The following is a 22,759-nucleotide window of genomic DNA, read 5'->3' on the forward strand; positions in this document are numbered from 1 at the left end:
GCATCATCCGGCGGACGCGGCCATGTCCGCATCCGACCCCATGCCTTCGATATCGCCGTTCATTGAGAGAAATACTGTTGTTAACAGAAGAAGTATCAGTAATTATTATGGTAATTTACAAGAACAGCAATTATATTTTCGAAGGAATCGTTATGCGCCCATTCGCACCCGCCCGTCACGCCCAGTCCATACCCCGTTCCGGAATCCGGGACGTCTTCGACCGAGCGGACAGGGTTCCCGGCGCCATATCACTCTGCGTGGGCGAACCACGCCACACCGCCCCCGATCATGCGGTCGACGCGGCGTGCGCGGCCATCAGGGTCGGACACACCACCTACACCAATATTCTGGGCATTGACGCGTTCAGGCGCGCGGCGTCCGACTACACCGCCCGCGTCAAGGGATTGGCCTACGACCCGTCCACGGAGATCCAGGCGGTGGAAGGCGCCACGATAGGCCTGTTTCTGGCGCTGAAGGCGGTAGTCGACCCCGGTGACGAGGTCATCATCCCGTCACCGTTCTTCTCATCGTACGAGGCCGAGGTTCTGATGTGTGGAGGCGTCCCCCGGATGGTGGCCCTCGATCCTCGCCGCGATATGCACCTCAACGCCGCGGATATCGAGAACGCCGTGACGGACCGTACCCGCGCCATCATCATCAACTCCCCCGGCAACCCCACCGGGGCGGTCACCAGCGCGAGGGAGCTCGAGGACGTGGCCGAGGTGTGCCTACGGCACGGGATATGGGCCATAAGCGACGAGGTCTACCATCGCTTCAGCTTCGTCCCCGGCATGCCCACGGCCCCCTCGATAGCTGCGGCGAGGGGGATGCGCGAGAGGACCATCATCGTGGACAGCCTTTCGAAGACCTTCGCGATGACCGGATGGCGCATCGGCTATATTCTGGCTCCGAAGACCATCATCGAACAGACCAGCAAAATCGCCGAGCTCATGCATTCATCGGTCAATTCGATGGCTCAGTACGCCGGCACGGCCGCCCTGAACGGATGCGACGACGCCATCGGCGAGATGAGGGCCGAATACGAACGCAGCCGCGCCCTCATCACCCGGACCGTCGGACGCACCCCCTCATTGGGCCTCGTTCCCGCAGAGGGCGCCTTCTATGCGTTCATCGACATACGCGCGACCGGAATGGACAGCGAGACGTTCAGCGGAAGACTGCTTGACGAGCGCGCGGTCGCCGTGGTCCCGGGAACGGCTTTCGGCAGGGAAGGAGCAGGCTTCATCCGAGTGTCGTACGCGGGGGACGAACACGAGCTCCACGAGGCCATGGACAGGCTGACGCGATTCGCCGAGGAGCACGCCTCCCATCAAGTCCCGGACGCCATGGACGAGGACGCCCTCGGCATGACGGCATGACGCATGACGGCATGCGCCATGCGCCACGACGGCATGATCCGATCGAATCGGCATATGCCACGGCCGCCATCACGGAGATGCGACGCTCCATGATGGCGGCCGATTCATGGGATACTGTCAGCCGTTGTTCGACAGATTGCTCTGCTGCACGATGGCGGCAAGGAAATCATGGTTCGTGGCCGTCTTCTTAAGACGGGGAACCAGCACCTGATAGGCCTGCTCGGGCTCCATGCCACCCATCAGACGACGCAGACGATAGATGATGGGAAGCGCGGCCTTCGGAGTGATAAGCTCCTCACGACGCGTACCCGACGCATTGACGTCGATGGCCGGGAACAGGCGCTTGTCAGCCAGATCACGGCTCAGTCGCAGCTCCATATTGCCGGTGCCCTTGAACTCCTCGAAAATGACCTCGTCCATCTTCGATCCCGTCTCCACCAAGGCGGAGGCGATAATCGTCAGCGAACCACCATTCTCGATGTTGCGGGCGGCTCCGAAGAACTTCTTGGGAGGATACAGGGCCTGGGCGTCCACGCCTCCGGAGAGGATGCGGCCCGAAGCGGGAGCGGCGATGTTGTAGGCACGCGCCAGACGCGTCATGGAATCCAGAAGCACCACGACGTCCTGTCCCAGCTCCACAAGCCTTTTGGCGCGTTCGATGGCAAGCTCGGCGACCATGGTGTGGTCCGACGCGGGCCGATCGAAGGTCGACGAGATGACCTCCCCCTGGACCGTGCGCTCCATGTCCGTGACCTCTTCGGGACGCTCATCCACGAGAACCACCATCAGATGGACCTCGGGATTGTTGACGGCGATGGAGTTCGCGATGTTCTGCAGAGTGATGGTCTTGCCGGCCTTCGGCGGCGACACGATCAGCCCACGCTGCCCCTTGCCGATGGGGGACACGATGTCGATGAGCCGGCCTGTGATGCGGTTGGGCGTCGTCTCCTGCTTGAGACGCTCCTGCGGATACAGCGGGGTCAGCTTGGAGAACTGCGGGCGTCGCGACGCGTCCTCGACGCTCATGCCGTTGATGGTGTCGATGGACTGCAGCGGAACGAACTTCTGCCTCTGATTGCGACGATCGCCCTCACGCGGCGTGCGAATCGACCCCTGGACGGCGTCGCCCTTGCGCAGCCCATACTTACGGACCTGCCCCATGGACACGTAGACGTCATTGGGGCCGGGGAGATATCCCGAGGTCCGGACGAAGGCATAGGAGTCCAGAACATCGACGATGCCCGCGACGGGGACGCCGGAATCCGATGAATCCTCACGAATCTGATCGCGACGATCATCCTTATGGTCCTCGCGGCGGTTGTCACGCCATTCCTCGCGGCGCTCGCTGCGCGTCTCCGAATCGGCGTCCTCCTGCTCGTTTCCCCTGTCGCGTCCACGACGGCGCTGACGACGGTCCGTCGTCATCGAACGGTCGCGCCCCGCACGATCGCGTTCCCCACTGGCACGCCCGCGACGGACGCTCTCATGCTCGGTCTTCTCCGACGATGAGTACTCCTCGCCCTCCTCGGGAAGCGCCGCAAGGATATCGCTCAGATCACGGACCTCGGGCTGGGCGTCGCGGCTCTCCCGACGACGACGGCGACGGGGCTCACCGCTCTCCGGGCCACGCGTGTCACGACGCCGCAGACGCATGGGAGGCTCGTCCGCTCCCGCACCCGCAGTACCCGAGTCCTCGTTGGGCGCGGCGGTCGCATCCGAGGAGCGCTTCGACGCACCGGTGGACCGAGATCCGCCATGCCCCGAAGCCGCGGACGGGGAATCCGGGACATGCTTGACGGAAGACGACTCGAACGGATTGGACTGCGCCGCCTTAATCGATGATGCGATGGCCAACGCGGCGGCCGACGCGGCGGCGGGCCGCTCGGAATCCGACGATGGAGCGTCCGATGGGGCGGCCTTCGATGACGCACGCTGCGACGGGGCGTGTGCGGTTGGCTCCGCGCCCTTGTCTCCAGCGTCTTTGTTCTCCGCGTCTTTGTTTCCCGTGCGCGCTGCCGCGGCGGCCCTGGCCGGCGTCGACGGCTCCTGCCCGGACGAGCGCGCGATGACGGTGACCCCTTGGGGAGCCTGTCCACCGCTGCGCGCCGCCTGGAGCGTCTGCACGAGGGCGGGCTTACGCATGGTCGATGTTCCCCGAAGTCCCATCTGGCGGGCGAGCTCCCTGAGCTCAGGAAGCTTCATTTCTTCAAGATTCTGGCTTGTTGCCACTGGTTTTGCCTCTCCTTGGCCCCACTCCAGCGCACACCGCCGGTAGGCCTTGATAACGAAGATGCGGACTATGCCGCTCACGAACGCCCGACTTTGGGAATCACACCACGTCGAACGGTGTTCACCCTACACCCGACCTCCGACCTGCGCAACACGCCGCACCGGCCGGCGGGATCCGGCACCTCCTCGCCGCCCATTGTCCTTCCTATTGTCCTTGGAATGACAACTGTCCTTGGAGTGACAACGGCTGAAACGACAACGGCCGGGTGATGCGCATCGCATCGTCCCGGCCGCCCATATCCATGGCACGCGTCCATGGCCCAGCCGATCAGTCGGCCGCTTTCTCCTCGTGATAGGACTTCTCCGTGTTGACCGACCAGACGTTGTCCTTCGACGTCTCCCCGGTTCTGATGTTTTTCACGGCCTCCATGGCGGTCGCCATGGAATGATCCTGATTGTTGTAATGATGCTGGCCGTTGCGGCCCACGCAATAAAGGTTGCCGAAGGAATCCAGATACCGCACCAGCTCCGGCATTCGCGCGTAGGTGTCGAAATACGCCGGATAGGCCTTCTTGACGCGTTCACGGTGCGAGTCGAGGACATCCTGCGGTCCGTTGATGATCCGCATCTTCGTCAGCTCGCGAATCGCGAAGGCCGTGGCGTCCTCGTCGCCCATGGTCCAGAAGTCGTCGCCCTCGTCACAGAAATACTCGAGACCGATCCAGACGGTGCCGTCGACGTCCTTGACCAGATACGGGCTCCAGTTGTTGAACACCTGGATGCGTCCGACCTTGTACCCCGGATCCTGGACGTAGATCCAGCAATCCGGAACGATCGGAGGATCGCCGAGTGTGGGGATGTCGGTGGTGTTTCGCAGACGCAGATGCTTGACGAGCAGTCCGATGGTCACGAAATCGCGATAGGGCAGGCCATTGGCCACCATCGTCATGTCCCGAGGGGCCGGCGTGTCCGATTCGTCGATCGCGTTCACCAGATCCTTCAACGGCATGGACGAGATGACCTGATCGGCTTCGATCGTCGTCTCCGCTCCCGAGGAGTCACGATAGACGACCGAGGAGATGCGGCCATCGCTCTGGTTGAGCGCCACCACGCGGGCGTCGGTGAGCACGGTGATGCCCGCCTCGACGCAGTTGCCCTCCACCGTCTCCCACAGTTGTCCGGGACCAAGCTTGGGATACCAGAACTCCTCGATCAGGGAGGTCTCGACCTCGCGCGAGTCGCGCTTCTTGGGAAGGAGCTTCGCGAAGGCGTTCTTCAGAACGGCGATGATGCTCAGCCCCTTGACCCGCTGCGCGCCCCAGTCGGCCGAGATCTCGCGCGGATGCCGGCCCCAGAGCTTCTCGGTGTACCCCTCGAAGAACATCGAATAGAGCTTGCGCCCGAAACGGTTGATGTAGAAGTTCTCGAGGTTGTCCTCGGGAAGCTTGTGGAATATCGATTTGAGATAGCTGAACCCGGCCACCATCGTCAGCCTGAAGCCCAGGGCGCGCAGCGTGTTCATGGACAGGGAGATGGGGTAGTCGAACATATGGTGGTTCCAGAAGATGCGCGACACCCGGTGGCGCTTGAGCATCACCTTGTCGGTCTTCTCCGGGTCGGGACCGCCCGGCTCAAGATCATGGTGGCGACCGAGTTTCCGGTCGTCGTATGACGGAGCGCCCTGCAGCGGCAGGACCTCCTTCCACCAGTCCATGATCCGGTCGTCCTTGGAGAAGAAACGATGTCCTCCGATGTCCATGCGGTTGCCGTTGTGACGGACCGTTCTGGAGATGCCTCCGAACTCCGCCGTCTCCTCAAGAACGGTGACGTCATATCGCTCCAGGCCGCCATCACGGGCGAGCTCCCATGCCGCGGTTAGACCTGCGGGGCCTCCCCCGATGACCACGACCGATTGTTTTTTCTCCACGCTGACCTCCAATGCCAGGCAATCGGCACCATTCTAGTCGGATACCCCCCGAAGCCATCGCCCATGAGCGTACCCATCCCAAATTTCCACGATTAACGCCGCAGCCATCGGCCGGGCGACGTGCCGGAACGTCCAACGGGCATCCGGCCGAAAGATCATCAATCGATGGTTTCGGGGATGTCGATGTCCGTTTTCTGAACCTCTTCCACGTTGACGTCCTTGAATGTCACGATCCTCACGTTCTTGACGAATCGCGACGACCGATAGACGTCCCATACCCAGGCGTCGGTGAGCTGGACGTCGAAGTACACGTCCTGACCCGCCGAACGAACGTTGAAATCCACCTTGTTGGCGAGATAGAAGCGTCGTTCGGTCTCGACCACATAGGTGAACAGCTTGATGACGTCGCGGTACTCCTTGTACAGGGCCAGCTCCGCATCCGTCTCGTAGTTATCCAGATCCTCAGCGCTCATCATGTCCTCCCGTGTCGCGCCTGCGCCCGCGTCCGAGATTGCGCCACCACGCCCCCTCGGAACGCTTGGCCGACGAGTCGCGATACGGCCATGTCCCCGTACCGCCATCCTGCTCATCCGCGGCGGTCGGGGACGCCGCGCCCGTCGGGGACGCCTCCGGGGAGCCCACCGGCCCACCACGCTTCTCTCCGTCATGCGACCGCCCGTCATGCGACCGCCCGTCAAGCGACCGTCCGTCACGCGGCTCTCCATTATGACGGCCGTGCCGGTTCCCTGAGGCGGTCCGCTCCTTCTCGCCATCATGTCCGTCACGGCCATGGGGCGCATGGTCCTTGGCCGAAGGAGCAGAATCGGAGCCATCGGAGTTATCCGCGTTATCCGCGTTATCCGTCGGGACGGCCTTGGCAGGGGTCGACAGGTCCGTCGCATTCTCCTTGGAGGACGCGCGCACGTCCTCACGGCTTATCGCCATCGAATGCTCATGGGCGCACATGGCCTCCCTCACGCCGGGGTTGTCCTCGATCACATGCATGCCGAAGGCGTCCAGGGAGCGGATCGGATCATACTCGTCCACCAGGGTGTCCATCACGATGAGATCCTGGTACTTCCCGGTCTCCGCGTCCCACAGGGCGTCACGGGACGTCCCGGAGGGGACGAAGCCCAGCGACTGATAGACCGACAGGGATCGCGTGTTCTTCTCCGGAACCCCCACCCAGATGCGATGGAGACCCAGACCCACCGGCTCCGGGGCGAAGCCGTACGTCATCACGCGGGGCATCGCGTCACGCGAATACCCACGGCCGCGAAAGTCCCTGCCCAGAACGACCTGAATCCTGGCGGATCTCGACCATCCGTCGATGTCGATGAGAAAGATCATGCCGATGACACCCATCTCACGGGCTTCCTGCGATTCCCCCGATGAGGCAGAATCCTGCGACGTGAGTATCGACCATGCCATCGTGCGCCTGGCCTCGGCGTCCCCGAACCGGGACGTTCCGCCGGACACGCCCTGCGACCATTCGATCGAGCGACGGACCCACTCACGGACGATGGCCCTTTCGGCGACGGGCCCCTTCCCGGTGATTCCCGACGCGTTGTAGAAGGCGTCGAGATCATCGAGGATCGACAGATCGCCGGCAACGGCAGGACGCAGGCGGAGCATCTCCCCCCGAATACCCGGAATCTCGATTCGCTCCGGTAGGCTCCTCGACGATTCGGCATCCGCTGGAGATTCGACTTCAACAGCCATTCGCAACATTCCTCACTGACGGCGCTGATTGTTCCCTAACCACTACATCGTACTCGCCCCGGCTGGGAATGGGCAGTGCGATGGCCGTGACCCCTCCGTGAAAGGGCACGGCCATACATGCGAGTCAACCCGCGTCAACGCGATATGCGCTGCATCACGAGCTTGCTCACGGCCTTCGCATCGGCCTGCCCACGCGTGGCCTTCATCACCGCTCCGATGATGGCGCCCATGGGCTTCATGTTCCCGGACCTGAGCTTGTCGACGATGTCGGGATTGTCCGCCATCGCGGCATCCACCGCGGCCTCGAGGGCACCGTCGTCCGACACTATCTGGTAGCCATGCCGCGCCACGACGTCACCGGGCGTGCCCTCGCCGGCCAACACTCCCGAAACCGTCTGCTTGGCGAGCTTGTCGTTGAGCTTCCCGTCGGCGATAAGCCTTTCGACCTCCGCCACGTCGGCCGGGGTGATGGGCAGTTCCTCCAAGGAGACGCCCCGCGCATTGGCCTCCCGCGAGAGCTCGCCAAGCCACCATTTCCTGGCTCCCGCGGCACCCGCTCCCGCGCTGACCGTGGCTTCGACCAGATCAAGGGCGTCGGCGTTGATGACGTCGCGCATCTCGATGTCGTTGAATCCCCATTCCGCCTGAAGACGGCGGCGACGTTCACGCGGCATCTCGGGCATCTGGGTCGCCAACTTCTGGATGTGTTCCTTGGTCACATGGACCATGACCAGATCGGGATCGGGGAAGTAACGGTAATCGTCCGCGTCGGATTTGACGCGTCCGCCCGCCGTGCTCTGGCTCGCCTCGTCCCAGTGCCGGGTCTCCTGAAGCACCTCGCCGCCGGCGTCGAGCAGCGCCGCCTGCCGACGGATCTCATAGTGCAGCGTGCGCTCGATTCCGCGGAAGGAGTTCACGTTCTTCGTCTCCGAACGCGTGCCCAGCGGATCGGACGGGGAACGGCGAAGCGAGACGTTGACGTCCGCGCGCATGTTGCCGTGCTCCATGCGCGCCTCGGAGATGTTGAGGGCGCGGACGATGTCGCGAATCGCGCGCATGTAGGCGCCGGCGATCTCGGGAGCCCGAGCCCCCGCCCCCTCGATCGGCTTGGTCACGATCTCGATCAGGGGGACTCCGGCGCGATTGTAGTCCACCAGCGAGTGGTCGGCGCCTTCGATGCGTCCATCCGCCCCGCCGACGTGCGTGTTCTTGCCCGCGTCGTCCTCCACATGGGCCCGTTCGATCGGCACACGGAAAACGGTGCCGTCCTCGAGTTCGACGTCAAGGTAGCCTTCGCCGTTGAGCGGCTTGTCGTACTGCGAGATCTGATAGTCGCGCGGCATATCCGGATAGAAGTAGTTCTTGCGGGCGAACTGGCTCCATTCGGCGATCCGGCAGTGCAGTGCGAGGCCGAGCTTGATGGCGTAGTCGATGGCGGTCGCGTTGACCACGGGCAGGGATCCGGGCAGTCCCAGGCTCACCGGGGTGAGCTGGGTGTTGGGATCCCCTCCGAACTCGATGTGCGCGGGGCAGAACAGCTTCGTGTTCGTGCTGAGCTCGACGTGCGTTTCCAAGCCGAAAACCGGGTCGAATCTGGCGACGGCATCGGCATACTTCATGAGTTTGTCAGTCATGGTTTCTTCATCCTTCCGATGCGCGTTCAGCGGGATTCCAGCCAGCCGGCCGTCATGGACCGCCAGAGGGGACCTCCCCAGCGATTCTCAAGGGCGGCCTCCAAGGCGGCGGCGGGGCGGTACAGGGCCTCGTCGTGCTTCTGGGGCGCGAGGAACTGGAATCCCACGGGAAGACCGTCGTCGCTGAGGCCGGCCGGAACGCTCATGGCCGGGATTCCCGCGAGATTCGCGGGAATGGTCGCGACATCGTTCATATACATGGCCAGAGGATCGTCCATCTTGGCCCCGAACCGGAAGGCCGTGGTGGGGGACGTCGGGGACACCAGAACGTCGACCTTCTCGAATGCCGCGGCGAAGTCACGGATGATGAGGGTGCGGACCTTCTGCGCCGATCCGTACCATGCGTCGTAGTATCCGGCCGACAACGCATAGGTTCCCAGAATGATGCGGCGCTTGACCTCATCGCCGAATCCGGCCTCGCGCGTATAGGACATCATGTTCGCCGCCGTCTGCGGGACGCCCTCGGGCGGCATGACCCGCAGGCCGTACCGCATTCCATCGTAGCGGGCGAGGTTCGAGCTCACCTCGGAGGGCATGATGATGTAGTACGCGCCCAACGAGTAGGGAAGATGGGGGCATGACACCTCGACGACCTCGGCGCCCATCCCGCGAAGCAGGTCGACGGACTCGTTGAATCTTTTCTCGACGCCGGGCTGGAATCCCTCCCCACCGAGCTCCTTGAGCAGACCGACGCGCAGGCCGTGCAGATCCATGCGGGCGCCCTCGCGGGCCGCGTCGGCGAGATGGGGGACGTCCATGGGAATGGAGGTGGAGTCCCGGCGATCATACCCGCCGATGACCTCCTGCAACAGCGCGGAATCCAGGACGGTGCGGGACACCGGCCCGATCTGGTCGAGGGAGCTGGCCATGGCTATCGCCCCGAAGCGCGACACGGCTCCATACGTGGGTTTGACTCCCACGGTTCCCGTCAGCGCGCCCGGCTGGCGAATCGAGCCGCCGGTGTCCGTCCCCAGAGCAAGAGGCGCTTCGAAGGCGGCCACCGCCGACGCCGATCCGCCGCCCGAACCGCCGGGAACGCAGTCGGTGTTCCAAGGGTTGTGCGTCGTCTGGAACGCCGAATGCTCCGTCGAGGATCCCTGGGCGAACTCGTCAAGATTCGTCTTGCCGAGAATCGGCATGCCCGCGGCCTTGATCTTCGTGATCACGGTCGCGTCATAGGGGGGGATCCACCCCTTGAGGATCTTCGACGCGGCTGTCGTCTCTATGCCCTTCGTGACGATCATGTCCTTGATCGCGATGGGCACGCCAGCGAGCTCGGGGAGTCCCTCGACGTCGCCCGCGGCACGGCGGGCGTCGAAGGCGTCGGCCTGCGCGAGGGCGTCATCGGGACAGACCCTGAGGAAGGCCTTGATGTCCGGTTCGGCGGATTCGATCACGCTCAGATGGGCTTCGGTCAGCTCCCGGCTGGACACCTCTCCGGAACGGACGCGTCCGGCCATCTCAGCCGCCGTCAGCCGCACTAGTTCATTGGTGTCGGTCATGGTCACTCCTCCCCCAGAATCCTCGGCGCGACGAACATGCCCGCCTCGGACACCGGAGCACCCGCGACGGCCTGCTCCTGGGACAACGGCTCCTCCGGCTCGTCGGGCCGCAGATAGGCCTCCAGAGGAATGGGATTGGCGGTGGGCGGCACATCCTCGCCCGCGACCTCCTGAACCGTGGCGATGGCATCGGCGATGACGTTCAACTCGCCCTGCATGCGGCTGATCTCCTCATCGGAGAGGGCGATCCGGGACAGGTCGCCCAGATGCTCGATTTCTTCACGCGTGAATGTTGGCATGCCCACCACTATATGAGTTATCTGTGACGTGCATCCGCGACGTGGCGGATTCGGATCCTTCCCGACGCGTCGTCCCCCGATCGGCATCGACGGTCCCGGTCCGACTACCTCGCATGCGCCTACTTCACATCCGAACGCCGGACCACCATGACGCCGATCGCGGAGAACACGACGGTCCACAGAACGAGGATGATTCCGCTCTGCCACCAGTTCGGCGTGAACGAGGACGACACCGATCCGGAAAGCGTATCGGCGGCTCCCCCCCGCAGGAAGGTTTTGAAGACCTGATCCGGAAGACACGAGAAAACCATGACCATCCACTGGTATTTCGACAGCAGCACCGCGGCGATGGCGGTGATGGTGGGGAGGATGGAGAACACGCCTATAAGCGCCAGCACCCCGCCGACGGTGGAACGGCACACCCCCCCCAGACCGGCCGCCATGATGGCCACCAGAACCAGCGCCGCGGGTCCCCCCAGCATAACGATGACGGGAAGCCTGAGATCCCGGAACGACAGATCGAACAGCCCGGCGCCGCCGGACACCAGCAGGGTCGACAGAGCCCCCAGCGTCACACCGACGAAGGCCGCCGCCATGACGTACAGCCCGACGGCGAGGAGCTTCGACCCCATGAACGTCAGACGGCGCGGAACCGCGAGAAGCGAGGACTGGATGGATCTGGTGGTGAATTCCGTGGTGACCGCCATAACCCCGAAGATGCCGGCGACAAGGATCATGTTCCCCAGAGCGGATCCGAAATAGGTCCAGAACATCACGGCGGACGACGTGGAGGAGACCCCCCCAAAACGGACGACGGCCGCGACTATGGCCGCAACGACCGGTATCCCGACCATCAGGAGTCCCATAAGAACCCACGTGGAGACCAGCCCACGCAATTTGAGGAGCTCCGCGCACAGACTTCCCCAGAAGGTGACCCGCCCCGGTCCCCTGTGCGCCGGCACGCCCCGTCCGGTCCCCGTCACCGATTCGTTCATCGCATATCTCCATTCATCGCGGACCGATCAGGAATCGGCGCTGCCCCGCCGACGCCATGGGACGCGTAATCCCCCTGACCCCGTGTCAGCTCCAGATAGGCGCTTTCCAGCGAGGTGCGCTCCTCGACAAGTTCATGCACCACCACGCGGCCATCCATCAGAGCGCCCGCCAGCTCCGACACGGGAACCCCAAGAACCCTGAAGACCATGCATCGCTCCGGATCGTCGGGCGAGGGAGGAATCCTCGTCACCTGAGCATCCGGCAGCGCCTCCATGGCGGCGGTGAACGCGGCGCAATCCGGGGTCGCCACCCGAAGCGCATGCATGGAGTGCTCAGAGACGAAGTCGGGAACCGTCGAGGTGTGGAGGATCCGACCTCTGGCGATGATGACCAGATCATCGGCGGTCATGGCCACCTCGCTCATCAGGTGCGAGCTGAGGAGAACGGCACGCCCCTGCGACGCGTAATACCGGCATATGTCACGGACCCATCGGACGCCCTCGGGATCCAGTCCGTTGATCGGCTCATCGAGGATGAGGTTATGGGGGTCGGCCAGCAGCGCGGCGGCGATCGACAGACGCTGGCTCATGCCCAGCGAGAACGTCCCTGCCCTGCGCGAGCGCACCGACGACAGGCCGCACTGCTCGATGACCTCATCCACGCGTCGCCGCTCGATGCCGTTGGTCAGGGCCAGGGACCGCAGATAATCGTATGCCGTGCGTCCGCGATGGGCGGACTTCGCGTCCAGCACGGCGCCGGCCAGGGACATCGGCGAAGACGATTCGGCGAAATGCTGCCCATCGATGAGTGCGGCTCCCGAATCCGGACGGATCAGGCCTAGCAGCGCCCGCATGGTCGTGGATTTACCCGCTCCGTTAGGTCCCAGAAATCCGGTGACGCGACCGTCCTCGGCGACGAAGCCGACATCCGACAACACTGTGCGGGAGCCAAAACGCTTGGTGAGCCCCTGAATGGTGATCATCGTTCAAGTCTATCGGGTGGGGGACCCTCCCGGAAGCTCCGAATCATGATTGTGGACGCGCCCCTCGTCATCCCCCCCCCCTCGTCATCCACGGACCATCCGCGGACGGGAATGGCGGTTCCGAACGCCCCCGTCACGAGCCGTCGCCATACCGCCGGGACATCGCCATGACGCTCCGGATCCCGCCGTGCTGGGTCACCCTGGGGGTTCACCGCCGCGCTGCGGGAGCTGGCCGCTGGTTCCCGCCATGCTGGGTCACCCAGCAGTGCATCGCGACGGCGGCAGCCGCTCCGGCGTTGATGGATCTGACGGAGCCGAACTGCGAGATGTACACGACGTCATCGGCAAGATCGAGGGCGTTGCGTGACAATCCCGGTCCCTCCGCCCCGAACAGCATCAGGCATCGGTCCGGAAACTCGTACGTCTCGATGGGAACGGCTCCCGGGATGATGTCCAGGGCGATGATGGGAGCCGTGGGGTATTCCCGACGCCACCAATCCCCCAGAGCCGCGATGCTGGGCATGTGGTCGACGTGCTGATACAACTCGGTCATCAGAGACCCGCGCCGGTTCCATTTCCGTGGACCGACGATATGCACGCGATTGGTGGCGAAGGCGTTGGCTGTACGGACCACGGATCCGATGTTGAAGTCGTGCGACCAGTTCTCCACGGCCACCTCGAAATGATGACGCCCGCGTGCGTCAAGGTCGTCGCGGATGGCGTCGACCGTCCAATAGCGGTACCGATCCACGACGTTCCGCCGGTCCCCCTCGTCCAGAAGCCCGGAATCGATACGGGGATCGAAGCCCGGGGATTCGGGGTCGTCCGGCCGCGGCTCACCGGGATGCTCCTGGGCCCAAGGGCCGACACCCACTATCCTCAGATCGGGTTCGCCCGACGCCCGAGCCGCCACCGTGACTGGATCGGGTTCATGCATGAGACCGTCGTGCCTCCTCGCGCAGATCCTTCTCATCGAAAACCCGTACGAACGGCAGATCCCGGCGCTCGGCGGTGACGGGATCGACCACGGTGATGCGCGGCGACCCATTACCACTGACGGAGGCGCCGCCATCATCCGCTCCGGACGCATCGATCTGGTCACCGGCCCCGGACGGGTCCCCGACGCCGCCGATCAGGGCCGCGACCGCAACCGACCGGGCATGCTCGCGCTCGACGATCCCGAAATCCAGGCTCAGCTCGTTGCCGTTGCGCAGCGTCACCAGCGAGGATGTCTGCACATACGACTTCTCCGACAGCCACGAGTCCAGAAGAACCACGCGTTTCCCCTCGATAGAGGGGCCTTTGATCGAGGGATAGACGAAGTCCATGACGAAGGCATCAAGATCCTGCCCCCGCGACGCCGCGGCCTGGATCATGGCGCAAGCCAGAGGGACCGACGCCGCCGTCAGCGCGCCAACGGCGTCGTAATCATCCATGGAAAACCCCTGGTCCTCCAGCGCATCGAGAAGGGCATGGCCCACGATCGTGGCGCCACGATGGTCGAGCGTCACCGAGGCCAGCTCGCTGAACGGCCTGCCCGATATCTCTCGCCGAAGCAGCTCGGCCAGCTGGTCACGGGGGGACATCAACGCGAAACCCGTGTCGACATCCCGCCCTTCATCGTTCCTTTTGCCGCCGCGGACGCCGCCATCGCCAGCCGCCGCGGACGAAGCGATTCCGGTTCTGCGGAACCCGGATCCCTGGACGTTCCTATCTGCCATGAGCCACACACTACCGCCGCGGGGGGTCAAGGGCAGGAAGACCGTATCAAGGCATTCGGAGGACCACGGTGCTCCAGAAGCCACGACGACGTGACGGAAAACAGAAAACCGGAAACGGGGGAACGGGAACGGAAACGGAAACGGGGGAACGGGAACGGGAACGGGAACGGTCGAAACCGGCCTTACGTCCGTCGGCCTTCCTCCCTCGGCCTTCCTCCCTCGGCCTTCCTCCCTCGGCCTCACAGCCCTTCATCGCCGTGACGATCGGCCACCGTCCCGTCCCCATGCGTTTCCGGCGCGGTCAGCTCCCGTATGTCGCCATCCTCGGAACCGATGAGGCTGACGGGCGCTATGGTCGTCGACATATCGACCCTCTGAAGCTTTCTGGCGGTGACGAGCACGCGGGATTCGAGGGATGCCGCGAACTGGTTGTATGAGGTGACCGTCCTCGTGATGGACGTTCCCAAGGCGATGGCCCTCTCCCCCAGAATCGCGAACCTTCCATACAGCTCGCGCGACAGATCGAACAGCTCGCGCGCGTCATCGCTCAGACTTTGCTGCTGCCAGGCATACGACATGGATTTGAGCACGGCCCACAGCGTCACCGGTGAGGTCAAAGCCACATTCTGGGAGAAGGCGTCATCGAGCAGCGCGGGATCCACCCGCAGCGCGGCCTGCAGCAGCGACTCGTTCGGAATGAAGGCGATGACGAAATCCGGGGCGACGGGAAGCGCCTTCCAATACTCCTTCTGCGACAGCGCCCGCACATGCTCGCGCAACGCCTTGGCATGCGCCCGCAGAAGCCTTTCCCGTCTGTCCAGATCCTCCGGGCCGGCGGTGTCGGGTATCGCGCAGGCCCTCTGATAGTCGGCGTAGGGCGCCTTCGCGTCAATGGGCACGGCCGCGCCACCGGGAAGGTGGACAAGCATGTCGGGACGAAGACCACGCCCGGAATCGTTCTGAAGAGCCGTCTGGACGTCGAAGTCCACATGCTCGACCAGCCCGGCCGATTCGACGATGTTGCGCAGCTGGGCCTCCCCCCACGCGCCACGGACCTTGTTGTCGCGGAGCGCCGCCGCGAGCGCCGCGGTCTCCCGGTCAAGACGCCCCTGCTGGTCGCCCAGACCCTTGAGCCTCTCCCCAAGCGCCCCCATCTCCTGTCGCCGCCCCTCCTCCATGTCGGCGACCTTGCCCCTGAGGGCCTCCAGGGTCTTCTGCACGGGAGCGAGCGCCGTGACGACCTGCGACCGCTCCTTCATCATCCCCTCGCGCTCCTGAGTCCGACGCCGGTTCTCCTCCTCCATGCGATCGCGCTCATGCTCGATGCGGATGCGTTCGGCCTGCTGGGCCTCGGCAAGCTGCGATTTCGCGAAGGTCAGCTGCTGGACCAGTCCCTCGGACTGGGCCCTTAATTGCGAGCACTGCGCGGTGAGCTGGCCGTTGGCGGCTCTGACCTCCTCGATGCGGTTGCGCCATGCCTCGTTCTCACGATCCAGCATGGTCCGGCACCGTTCACGACCCCGCATGGCCCCCGCCATCATCCCCACGGCGAAGGCCGCGGCGATGGCCGCCACCACGATAAGAATCGTCACCACAGAATCGAACATATGTTCTATTCAAATCCATGGCATGGACCCGACCGCACGGGCACGTCCGACCTCCGGAACACGCGGGAGGCCGCCATCGCGGCCACGTCGGCCGGCGACGCGACGGCATCCGCGGTCGCGCGGGCATCCCGTCCGACGCCCACCCGACGCGGCTAGGACTTTACCAGCCTCGCGATGGCCCCCGAGGCCTCGGCGAGCTTCTCATCCGCCACATCGCCCCCTTCGGCCGCGGCCCGGCGTACGCAATGGTCCAGATGATCATCCAGCAGCAGAAGAGCCACGGACTTCAGCGCCGAATCGGCCGCCGATATCTGGGTGATGACGTCGATGCAGTATTTGTCGTCATCGACCATCTGGGCTATGGCGTGAACCTGCCCCTCGATGCGGCGCAGTCGCGCCATAACCCTGCCTTTATCCTCGTGGTAACCCTGCATATTCGCCTCCAGCAACCCCGACGACCGTTCACGCCGGATTCCATCCGCACCGTTCGCCACAACACGCCGGGCACATCCGCGTCGGGACGTTTCCCTCTGAGTATATACCCCATGGGGGTATGGGGTATATAGTATGGCATCACGACAGCATGGACCGCGAAGATTCGGAACATAAAACCACGGAGACCGTCCGCCGCCTCCCCTCACTGCGATGATGGAGACGCGAGGACCGAACGCGGCGACGCGGTCGAACGCACTGGAGAGAAAGAGGAACGATGCCCATCAACATATTCGCCGGCGTCGGCGTCATCGTCGTGGCCGGGCTGCTCACATGGATCATCCTGCGGTTCTTCTTCGGCAGGCGCCACGCCGCCACGGGAACCGTTCACGACGGCGTACAGAACGCGACGATCACGGTCAAAGGAGGATATTCCCCCTCAACGATCACGATGGCGGCGGGAACGCCCATCGCCCTCACCTTCGACCGGCAGGAGACCGGCGAATGCACGTCGCACGTCGTCTTCTCCGACATCGCGCTTGACGCCGTCCTCCCCGGCAACACCCGGACGGAGGTCCGCCTTCCCGCTCTGCCTCCCGGGGAATACCCGTTCGCCTGCGGCATGAACATGGTGCACGGGCTTCTGATCGTCACCACAGACGGCTCGGACGGCACGAACGGCACAGACGATACGAACACCCCAGCCAGCACGAACGGCAACGACCCGACCTCCACCGGAACCGGAACCGGCACCGGCACCGGCACCGTGACGGGAGCCGGCACGTCCGGCACGACCCGAATAACCGCGACGACGGCGACGAGCGGCGCCGCCGACGGCGGAACCGACGTCCCCGCACCGGATCCCCAGCTGGCCCTTGAGGACGAACGCCGGAGCGCGCAGGAGCGCCGACGCGAGATCGCCTATCTGACACGGCTTGTCATCATCGGCGCCATACTGACGGTTCCCGTCTTCGTCACCTCGATGCTCCATATGGCCGCCCCCTCCCTCATCCCCGGATGGATGGTCAACCCCTGGCTTCAGGCGCTTCTCATCACTCCGGTGATGTTCTACTGCGGCGCGCCCATACACCGCGTCGGATGGCCCGCGCTCGTTCACCGGATGCCCGAGATGAACTCGCTGGTGTCCATGGGATCCACGGCGGCGTACGTGTTCAGCCTGGTGGCGTGCATCGCCCCCGCGATGCTTCCCGAAGGCTCCCGCGAGCCCTATTTCGAATCCGTCGGCGTGATCATCACTCTCGTTCTTCTCGGACGCCTGCTTGAGGCCAAGGCGCGCGAGGGCACCGGAAAGGCCATACAGTCGCTTATCCGGCTGCGTCCTCGCGAGGCGCGGCTTCTCGACACGACGGACGAGCGCACGGCGCTGGGCGTATGGCGGCAGGCGTCCCATCTCCATGAGGTCGGAATCGACGAGATCCACGAGAACGACATACTGGTGGTCAAGGCCGGCGAGCGCATTCCGGTCGACGCGGTGGTGCTGGACGGAACCGCGCACGTGGATGAGTCGATGATCACCGGCGAGTCTGAGGCCGTCGAGGCCGTCGCCGGCAGCGACGTCACCGGCGCCACCATGGTGCTCGACGGCACCGTGGCCATCCGCGTCACACGCACGGGCGGGGATACGGTTCTTGCGCAGATCGTCGGCATGGTGGCCCATGCCCAGGCGACGAAGGCCCCCGTCCAGCGCATGGCCGACCGCATCGCCGGAGTTTTCGTCCCCGTGGTGATGATCATCGCCGTGTGGACCTTCGCCATCTGGATAGGCTTCGGACCGGAACCCCGACTGATGCACGCTCTGGTCACCGCGGTCAGCGTGCTCATCATCGCCTGCCCCTGCGCCCTCGGACTCGCCACTCCGCTGTCGGTCACCGCCGGCATGGGACTGGGCGCGACGAACGGCGTTCTGGTGACCTCGGCATCCACCCTGGAGAGGGCTCGGGCCATACGCACGGTGGTTTTCGACAAAACGGGCACCATCACCCGGGGCGTGGTCGACGTGGATTCCACCATCGACAGGCCCACGTATGGCTCCGACACGATCAAACCCACTTCCGCCGCCACCATCGCGGCACTGCATCGAGCGGGGATACGAACGGTTATGCTCAGCGGAGACAAGGCCCCGATCGCCACCGAGGTCGCCCGACAGGTGGGCATCGACACCGTCATCGCCCGAGTGCGCCCCGACGGCAAGGCCTACTGGATCGAACGTCTCCAGAAGGAGCGCGACCAGAAGGGCGACCACGATGGGCTCATCGCCATGGTCGGCGACGGCATCAACGACGCGCCCGCCCTGGCGCAGGCCGATCTGGGCATCGCCATGGGCACGGGAACCGACGTGGCCATGCAGTCCGCCGACGTCACCCTGATGAACGGCGACCTCACCGGGGTCCTGCGCACGATCAACCTCTCGAAGGTGACGATGCGCAATATCCAGGAGAATCTGGGATGGGCGTTCGGCTACAACGTCATCGGCATACCGCTCGCGGCCGGGGTTCTGTACCCTCTCACCGGAATGCTGCTCAGCCCGATGATAGCGGGGCTCGCCATGGCCTTCAGCTCGGTGTGCCTGGTCCTCAATGCGAACCGCCTGCGCCACGCCCGCATCCGCGAGGACATCCGCCAGGGGGACGGTCCGGCGTCAGCCGCATCAGGCGTGACGGCGCATGAGCCGACCGTCATCATCGACTCGGACGATCTGCACTCCTCGGACGACCATGTTGATCCGGACGACCATGACGACGACTCGGATCGCAACGCCACGGGCGGGATCGCAACGCCACGATCTCCCTCGGCTCAACCGCCGACGACGGCCGTCGAAGACCCCCTGCCATCAAAGGAACCATCAACGGAAGGACACACCATGCATATGCATCACACGAAACACGACACCGCCGACGCCACGACGACGGCCACGGATCCCGTCTGCGGGATGAGCGTCACCGTCAACGACGACGCGATCACCCGCCAATACGGGGGCGAATCCTACTACTTCTGCAGCGAACACTGCGCGCGGACCTTCGACGCGTCCCCAAAGGAGTACGCGGACAAGACATGACGGGATCCGCATGCGATCCCATTCGGGCATGAACGCACGCACATATGAGCACGCACGCCGGATCGCATGCATGGTTGACCGTACGCGCCGCCACCGAACGCGCACGCGCCCCCACGGGACAATCGAACGCCCGAAACGACCAAACAACCAAACAACCAAACAACCAAACAATCGCCATAAGCACGATGGAGGCCTCCCCGTTCCGGGGAGGCCTCCATCGTCTTGCGCTCGCAACTCTCGATCGGCCATCGGGACTCGATCGGCCATCAGCCGATCGACGGCCGGCCGGTCATCCGCGACGAATGACCGGCCGGCAGGATCCCGTGGTCTCACTTCACCGTGGCGTCACTCACCGTAGCATCACTCATCGGCGACCACCCCATCGATGTGGACTCCGGACAGCGGATCGTCGGGCATGGAACTCAGCTCCAGATGCTCGCCACCCGTCTGGTCGACCAGCACGGTGTCCCCATCGTGCACGGTTCCGGCCAGCAGCATCCGGGCCAGCTGGTCGCCGACCTCGGTCTGGACCAGACGACGAAGCGGCCTGGCTCCGTAGGCGGGATCGTAGCCGGTGTTCGCCAGCCATTCCCGCGCCGCGTCCGTCACCTGAAGCGTGATCCGACGTTCGGTCAGACGGTCTGCGACCTGCCTCACCTGAATGTCGACGATGCCCCCCAGCTCCTGTCTCGTCAACGGGTGGAAGATCACCAGATCATCCAACCGATTGATGAACTCGGGCTTGAAGTGCATGTGCACGGCGTCCATCACGGCCTTGCGCTTGGCCTCCTCGTCAAGATCCTGCTGGACGAGGAACTGCGATCCCAGATTCGACGTCATGATGAGGATGGTGTTCGTGAAGTCGACCGTCCGGCCCTGACCATCGGTGAGACGGCCGTCGTCAAGAACCTGGAGGAGGATGTCGAAGACCTCGGGATTGGCCTTCTCGACCTCGTCGAACAGCACGACCGAATAGGGCCGCCGGCGCACGGCCTCGGTAAGCTGTCCGCCCTCCTCGTATCCGATGTACCCGGGCGCCGCTCCGATGAGCCGCGACACGGAGGCCTTCTCCATGTACTCGCTCATATCGATGCGCACCATGGCCTTCTCGTCGTCGAAGAGGAAGTCGGCCAGGGCCTTGGCCAGCTCGGTTTTGCCAACGCCCGTGGGACCGAGGAACAGGAACGACCCCGTGGGACGGTTCGGATCCGAGATTCCCGCACGCGACCGTCTCACCGCATCCGCGACGGCCCGGATCGCCTCATCCTGCCCGATGACTCGCTGCGAGAGCTGATCCTCCATGTGAAGCAGCTTCTGGTTCTCCCCCTGCATCAGGCGGCCAACGGGGATCCCCGTCCACTCCGACACGACCTCGGCCACGGAATCGGCGTCGACGCGGTCGGGAACCATCGGAACCTGCTCGTCGCCGCCGTTCGGAGTGGAGTCCCGGTCCTCCTTCTCGGCTTTTTCGGCCTGATCGATCTGCTTGGTGATCTGCGGGATCTCGCCGTACCGGATGGCCGACGCCTTGGCCAGATCGCCCTCGCGCTCGAAACGGTCGGCCTGGGTGCGCAGGTCGTCCAGCTTCTTGCGAAGGTCACCGACCTTGTTGCGTCCCTCCTTCTCGCTGTTCCAACGGGCGTTCAGACCCGTGAGACGCTCGCTTTTGTCCGCGATCTCCTTGTTGAGGTCATCCAGACGGCTGCGGGACTTCTCGTCAAGCGCCTCGACGGCCTTGCGGGCGGCACCGTCGTCCTTGGGGTTACCCAGCAGGTAGGACTTCTCCATGGTGAGACGGTCTATCTGGCGGTTGAGCTCATCGATCTCCTCGGGGCTTGAGTCAAGCTCCATACGCAGCCGGGCGGCCGCCTCGTCGACCAGATCGATGGCCTTGTCGGGAAGCTGCCGGCCCGAGATGTACCGATTCGACAGCGTCGCCGCGGCGACGAGCGCGTCGTCGGAGATCGTGACCTTGTGATGGGCCTCGTACTTGGGCGCGATGCCGCGCAGGATGGCGACCGTGTCGTCCACGCTGGGCTCGCCTACGAACACCTGCTGGAAACGACGCTCCAAAGCGGGATCCTTCTCGATGTTCTCGCGGTACTCGTCAAGCGTGGTGGCTCCGATAAGCCGGAGTTCGCCGCGCGCCAGCATCGGCTTGAGCATGTTGCCCGCGTCCATCGACCCCTCGGCGGCCCCCGCTCCCACGATGGTGTGGATCTCGTCGATGAAGGTGATGATCTCGCCGTTGGCGTTCTTGATCTCGTTGAGGACGGACTTGAGCCGCTCCTCGAACTCGCCGCGGTATTTCGATCCGGCGACCATCGATCCCAGATCGAGGCTGATAAGCCTCTTGTCACGCAGCGTGGTGGGTACGTCGCCGGCGACGATGCGCTGCGCAAGACCCTCGACCACGGCGGTTTTGCCGACGCCCGGCTCCCCGATCAGAACCGGGTTGTTCTTCGTCCGGCGGCTGAGGATCTGCACGACCCGACGGATCTCCTGATCGCGTCCGATCACGGGATCGAGCTTGCCGTCCCTGGCCGCGGCGGTCAGATCCGTCGAATACTTCTCCAACGCCTTGTACGAGCCCTCGGCCCCCGCGCTGGTGACCCTGGCTCCGCCGCGAATCTTCGGAATCGCGGTGCGCAGCGCATCCACCGTGATGCCATGCCGCTTGAGTATGTCGTCGGTTTTGTTGGGAGCCGCCAGCATGATGCCCACCAGCAGCACCTCCGACGAGATGTACTCGTCACCCAGACGACGCATCTCCTCATCGGCGCGCGTCAGCACCGACGACAGCTGCCTGCTCGCCGACGGCTGGGATGTCGTCGATCCGCTCGCGCTTGGAAGCCCCACCAGCGCGTTGCGCACTTCGGCGCCGATCGCCTGCACGTCACCTCCAACGGTCTGCAGCAACCCCCGCACGACGCCGCTTTCCTGACGAAGCAGCGCGTCCATAAGATGCAGGGTCTCGACCTGCGCGTTGCCCGCGGCCGCGGCGCTCTGGACGGCGTCACCCAACGCCTGCTGGGCACCTTCAGTCAACTTCGGTTCCATAGTCATCCTCCATGTCATCCCAGGCCGTGGAGGAGGCACGGCCTTGTCGGCCGGCGACCACACGGCATGAACCTTCTGCCATCACCAACCCGAGGAGAGGGCTTTCTATTCCCAAAACTTGAGTCCACGACAC

General features: G+C 64.4%; 15 protein-coding genes and 1 pseudogene. 2 read left to right on the forward strand and 14 right to left on the reverse strand.

Annotation, left to right across the window (positions count from 1 at the left end; translation table 11 throughout):
- The first annotated feature begins 152 nt into the window (after positions 1 to 152).
- A complete protein-coding gene (locus BMIN_RS07260; RefSeq protein ID WP_022861731.1) occupies positions 153 to 1,379 on the forward strand; it encodes a pyridoxal phosphate-dependent aminotransferase in 1,227 nt (408 codons plus the stop codon).
- A 117-nt stretch (positions 1,380 to 1,496) separates the two neighbouring features.
- On the opposite strand, the gene rho is transcribed toward BMIN_RS07260, so the two are convergent.
- From rho to BMIN_RS07325, 13 genes and pseudogenes are all read right to left on the reverse strand, one after another.
- On the reverse strand, positions 1,497 to 3,608 hold the full coding sequence (rho, locus tag BMIN_RS07265) for a transcription termination factor Rho (protein WP_022861732.1): 2,112 nt from the start codon (positions 3,606 to 3,608) through the stop codon (positions 1,497 to 1,499).
- Positions 3,609 to 3,936: 328 nt separating this feature from the next.
- Positions 3,937 to 5,535 carry an NAD(P)/FAD-dependent oxidoreductase gene (locus BMIN_RS07270; protein WP_026647615.1) on the reverse strand — a complete coding sequence of 533 codons (1,599 nt, stop codon included), beginning with the start codon at positions 5,533 to 5,535 and terminating at the stop codon, positions 3,937 to 3,939.
- A gap of 158 nt (positions 5,536 to 5,693) precedes the next feature.
- Positions 5,694 to 6,008, reverse strand: a complete 315-nt coding sequence (locus BMIN_RS07275) for a DUF2469 domain-containing protein (RefSeq protein ID WP_022861734.1) — start codon at positions 6,006 to 6,008, stop codon at positions 5,694 to 5,696.
- A 286-nt stretch (positions 6,009 to 6,294) separates the two neighbouring features.
- A pseudogene (locus BMIN_RS07280) lies at positions 6,295 to 7,257 on the reverse strand (GNAT family N-acetyltransferase); the annotation flags it as partial.
- A gap of 134 nt (positions 7,258 to 7,391) precedes the next feature.
- Positions 7,392 to 8,891: an Asp-tRNA(Asn)/Glu-tRNA(Gln) amidotransferase subunit GatB gene (gene gatB, locus BMIN_RS07285; RefSeq protein WP_022861736.1), complete on the reverse strand. Its 1,500-nt coding sequence runs from the start codon at positions 8,889 to 8,891 to the stop codon at positions 7,392 to 7,394.
- 26 nt (positions 8,892 to 8,917) lie between these two features.
- On the reverse strand, positions 8,918 to 10,453 hold the full coding sequence (gene gatA / locus BMIN_RS07290) for an Asp-tRNA(Asn)/Glu-tRNA(Gln) amidotransferase subunit GatA (RefSeq protein ID WP_022861737.1): 1,536 nt from the start codon (positions 10,451 to 10,453) through the stop codon (positions 8,918 to 8,920).
- A gap of 2 nt (positions 10,454 to 10,455) precedes the next feature.
- Complete coding sequence (gene gatC, locus BMIN_RS07295; protein WP_026647616.1) at positions 10,456 to 10,752, reverse strand: Asp-tRNA(Asn)/Glu-tRNA(Gln) amidotransferase subunit GatC; 297 nt, start codon at positions 10,750 to 10,752, stop codon at positions 10,456 to 10,458.
- 119 nt (positions 10,753 to 10,871) lie between these two features.
- Positions 10,872 to 11,747 (reverse strand): ABC transporter permease, encoded by an 876-nt coding sequence (locus BMIN_RS07300; protein WP_022861739.1) that lies wholly within the window; start codon positions 11,745 to 11,747, stop codon positions 10,872 to 10,874.
- Positions 11,744 to 12,730: an ATP-binding cassette domain-containing protein gene (locus BMIN_RS07305; RefSeq protein WP_022861740.1), complete on the reverse strand. Its 987-nt coding sequence runs from the start codon at positions 12,728 to 12,730 to the stop codon at positions 11,744 to 11,746. Before BMIN_RS07305 ends, BMIN_RS07300 begins: the two co-directional genes overlap by 4 nt.
- Positions 12,731 to 12,938: 208 nt before the next feature.
- Positions 12,939 to 13,667: a TrmH family RNA methyltransferase gene (locus tag BMIN_RS07310; protein ID WP_022861742.1), complete on the reverse strand. Its 729-nt coding sequence runs from the start codon at positions 13,665 to 13,667 to the stop codon at positions 12,939 to 12,941.
- Positions 13,660 to 14,451: a hypothetical protein gene (locus BMIN_RS07315; RefSeq protein ID WP_022861743.1), complete on the reverse strand. Its 792-nt coding sequence runs from the start codon at positions 14,449 to 14,451 to the stop codon at positions 13,660 to 13,662. The genes BMIN_RS07310 and BMIN_RS07315 overlap by 8 nt, the downstream gene beginning before the upstream one ends.
- Before the next feature lie 239 nt (positions 14,452 to 14,690).
- Positions 14,691 to 16,058 (reverse strand): DNA recombination protein RmuC, encoded by a 1,368-nt coding sequence (locus BMIN_RS07320; protein WP_022861744.1) that lies wholly within the window; start codon positions 16,056 to 16,058, stop codon positions 14,691 to 14,693.
- A gap of 152 nt (positions 16,059 to 16,210) precedes the next feature.
- Complete coding sequence (locus BMIN_RS07325) at positions 16,211 to 16,492, reverse strand: metal-sensitive transcriptional regulator (protein WP_026647618.1); 282 nt, start codon at positions 16,490 to 16,492, stop codon at positions 16,211 to 16,213.
- Positions 16,493 to 16,767: 275 nt separating this feature from the next.
- Between BMIN_RS07325 and BMIN_RS07330 the strand changes: the two genes are divergently transcribed.
- Positions 16,768 to 19,566 (forward strand): HAD-IC family P-type ATPase, encoded by a 2,799-nt coding sequence (locus BMIN_RS07330; protein ID WP_022861747.1) that lies wholly within the window; start codon positions 16,768 to 16,770, stop codon positions 19,564 to 19,566.
- Positions 19,567 to 19,926: 360 nt separating this feature from the next.
- On the opposite strand, the gene clpB is transcribed toward BMIN_RS07330, so the two are convergent.
- Positions 19,927 to 22,626, reverse strand: a complete 2,700-nt coding sequence (gene clpB, locus BMIN_RS07335; protein ID WP_022861748.1) for an ATP-dependent chaperone ClpB — start codon at positions 22,624 to 22,626, stop codon at positions 19,927 to 19,929.
- Between the last annotated feature and the right edge of the window lie 133 nt (positions 22,627 to 22,759).

It is taken from the genome of Bifidobacterium minimum (genome assembly GCF_000741645.1).
GTDB classification, from domain to species: Bacteria; Actinomycetota; Actinomycetes; order Actinomycetales; family Bifidobacteriaceae; genus Bifidobacterium; species Bifidobacterium minimum.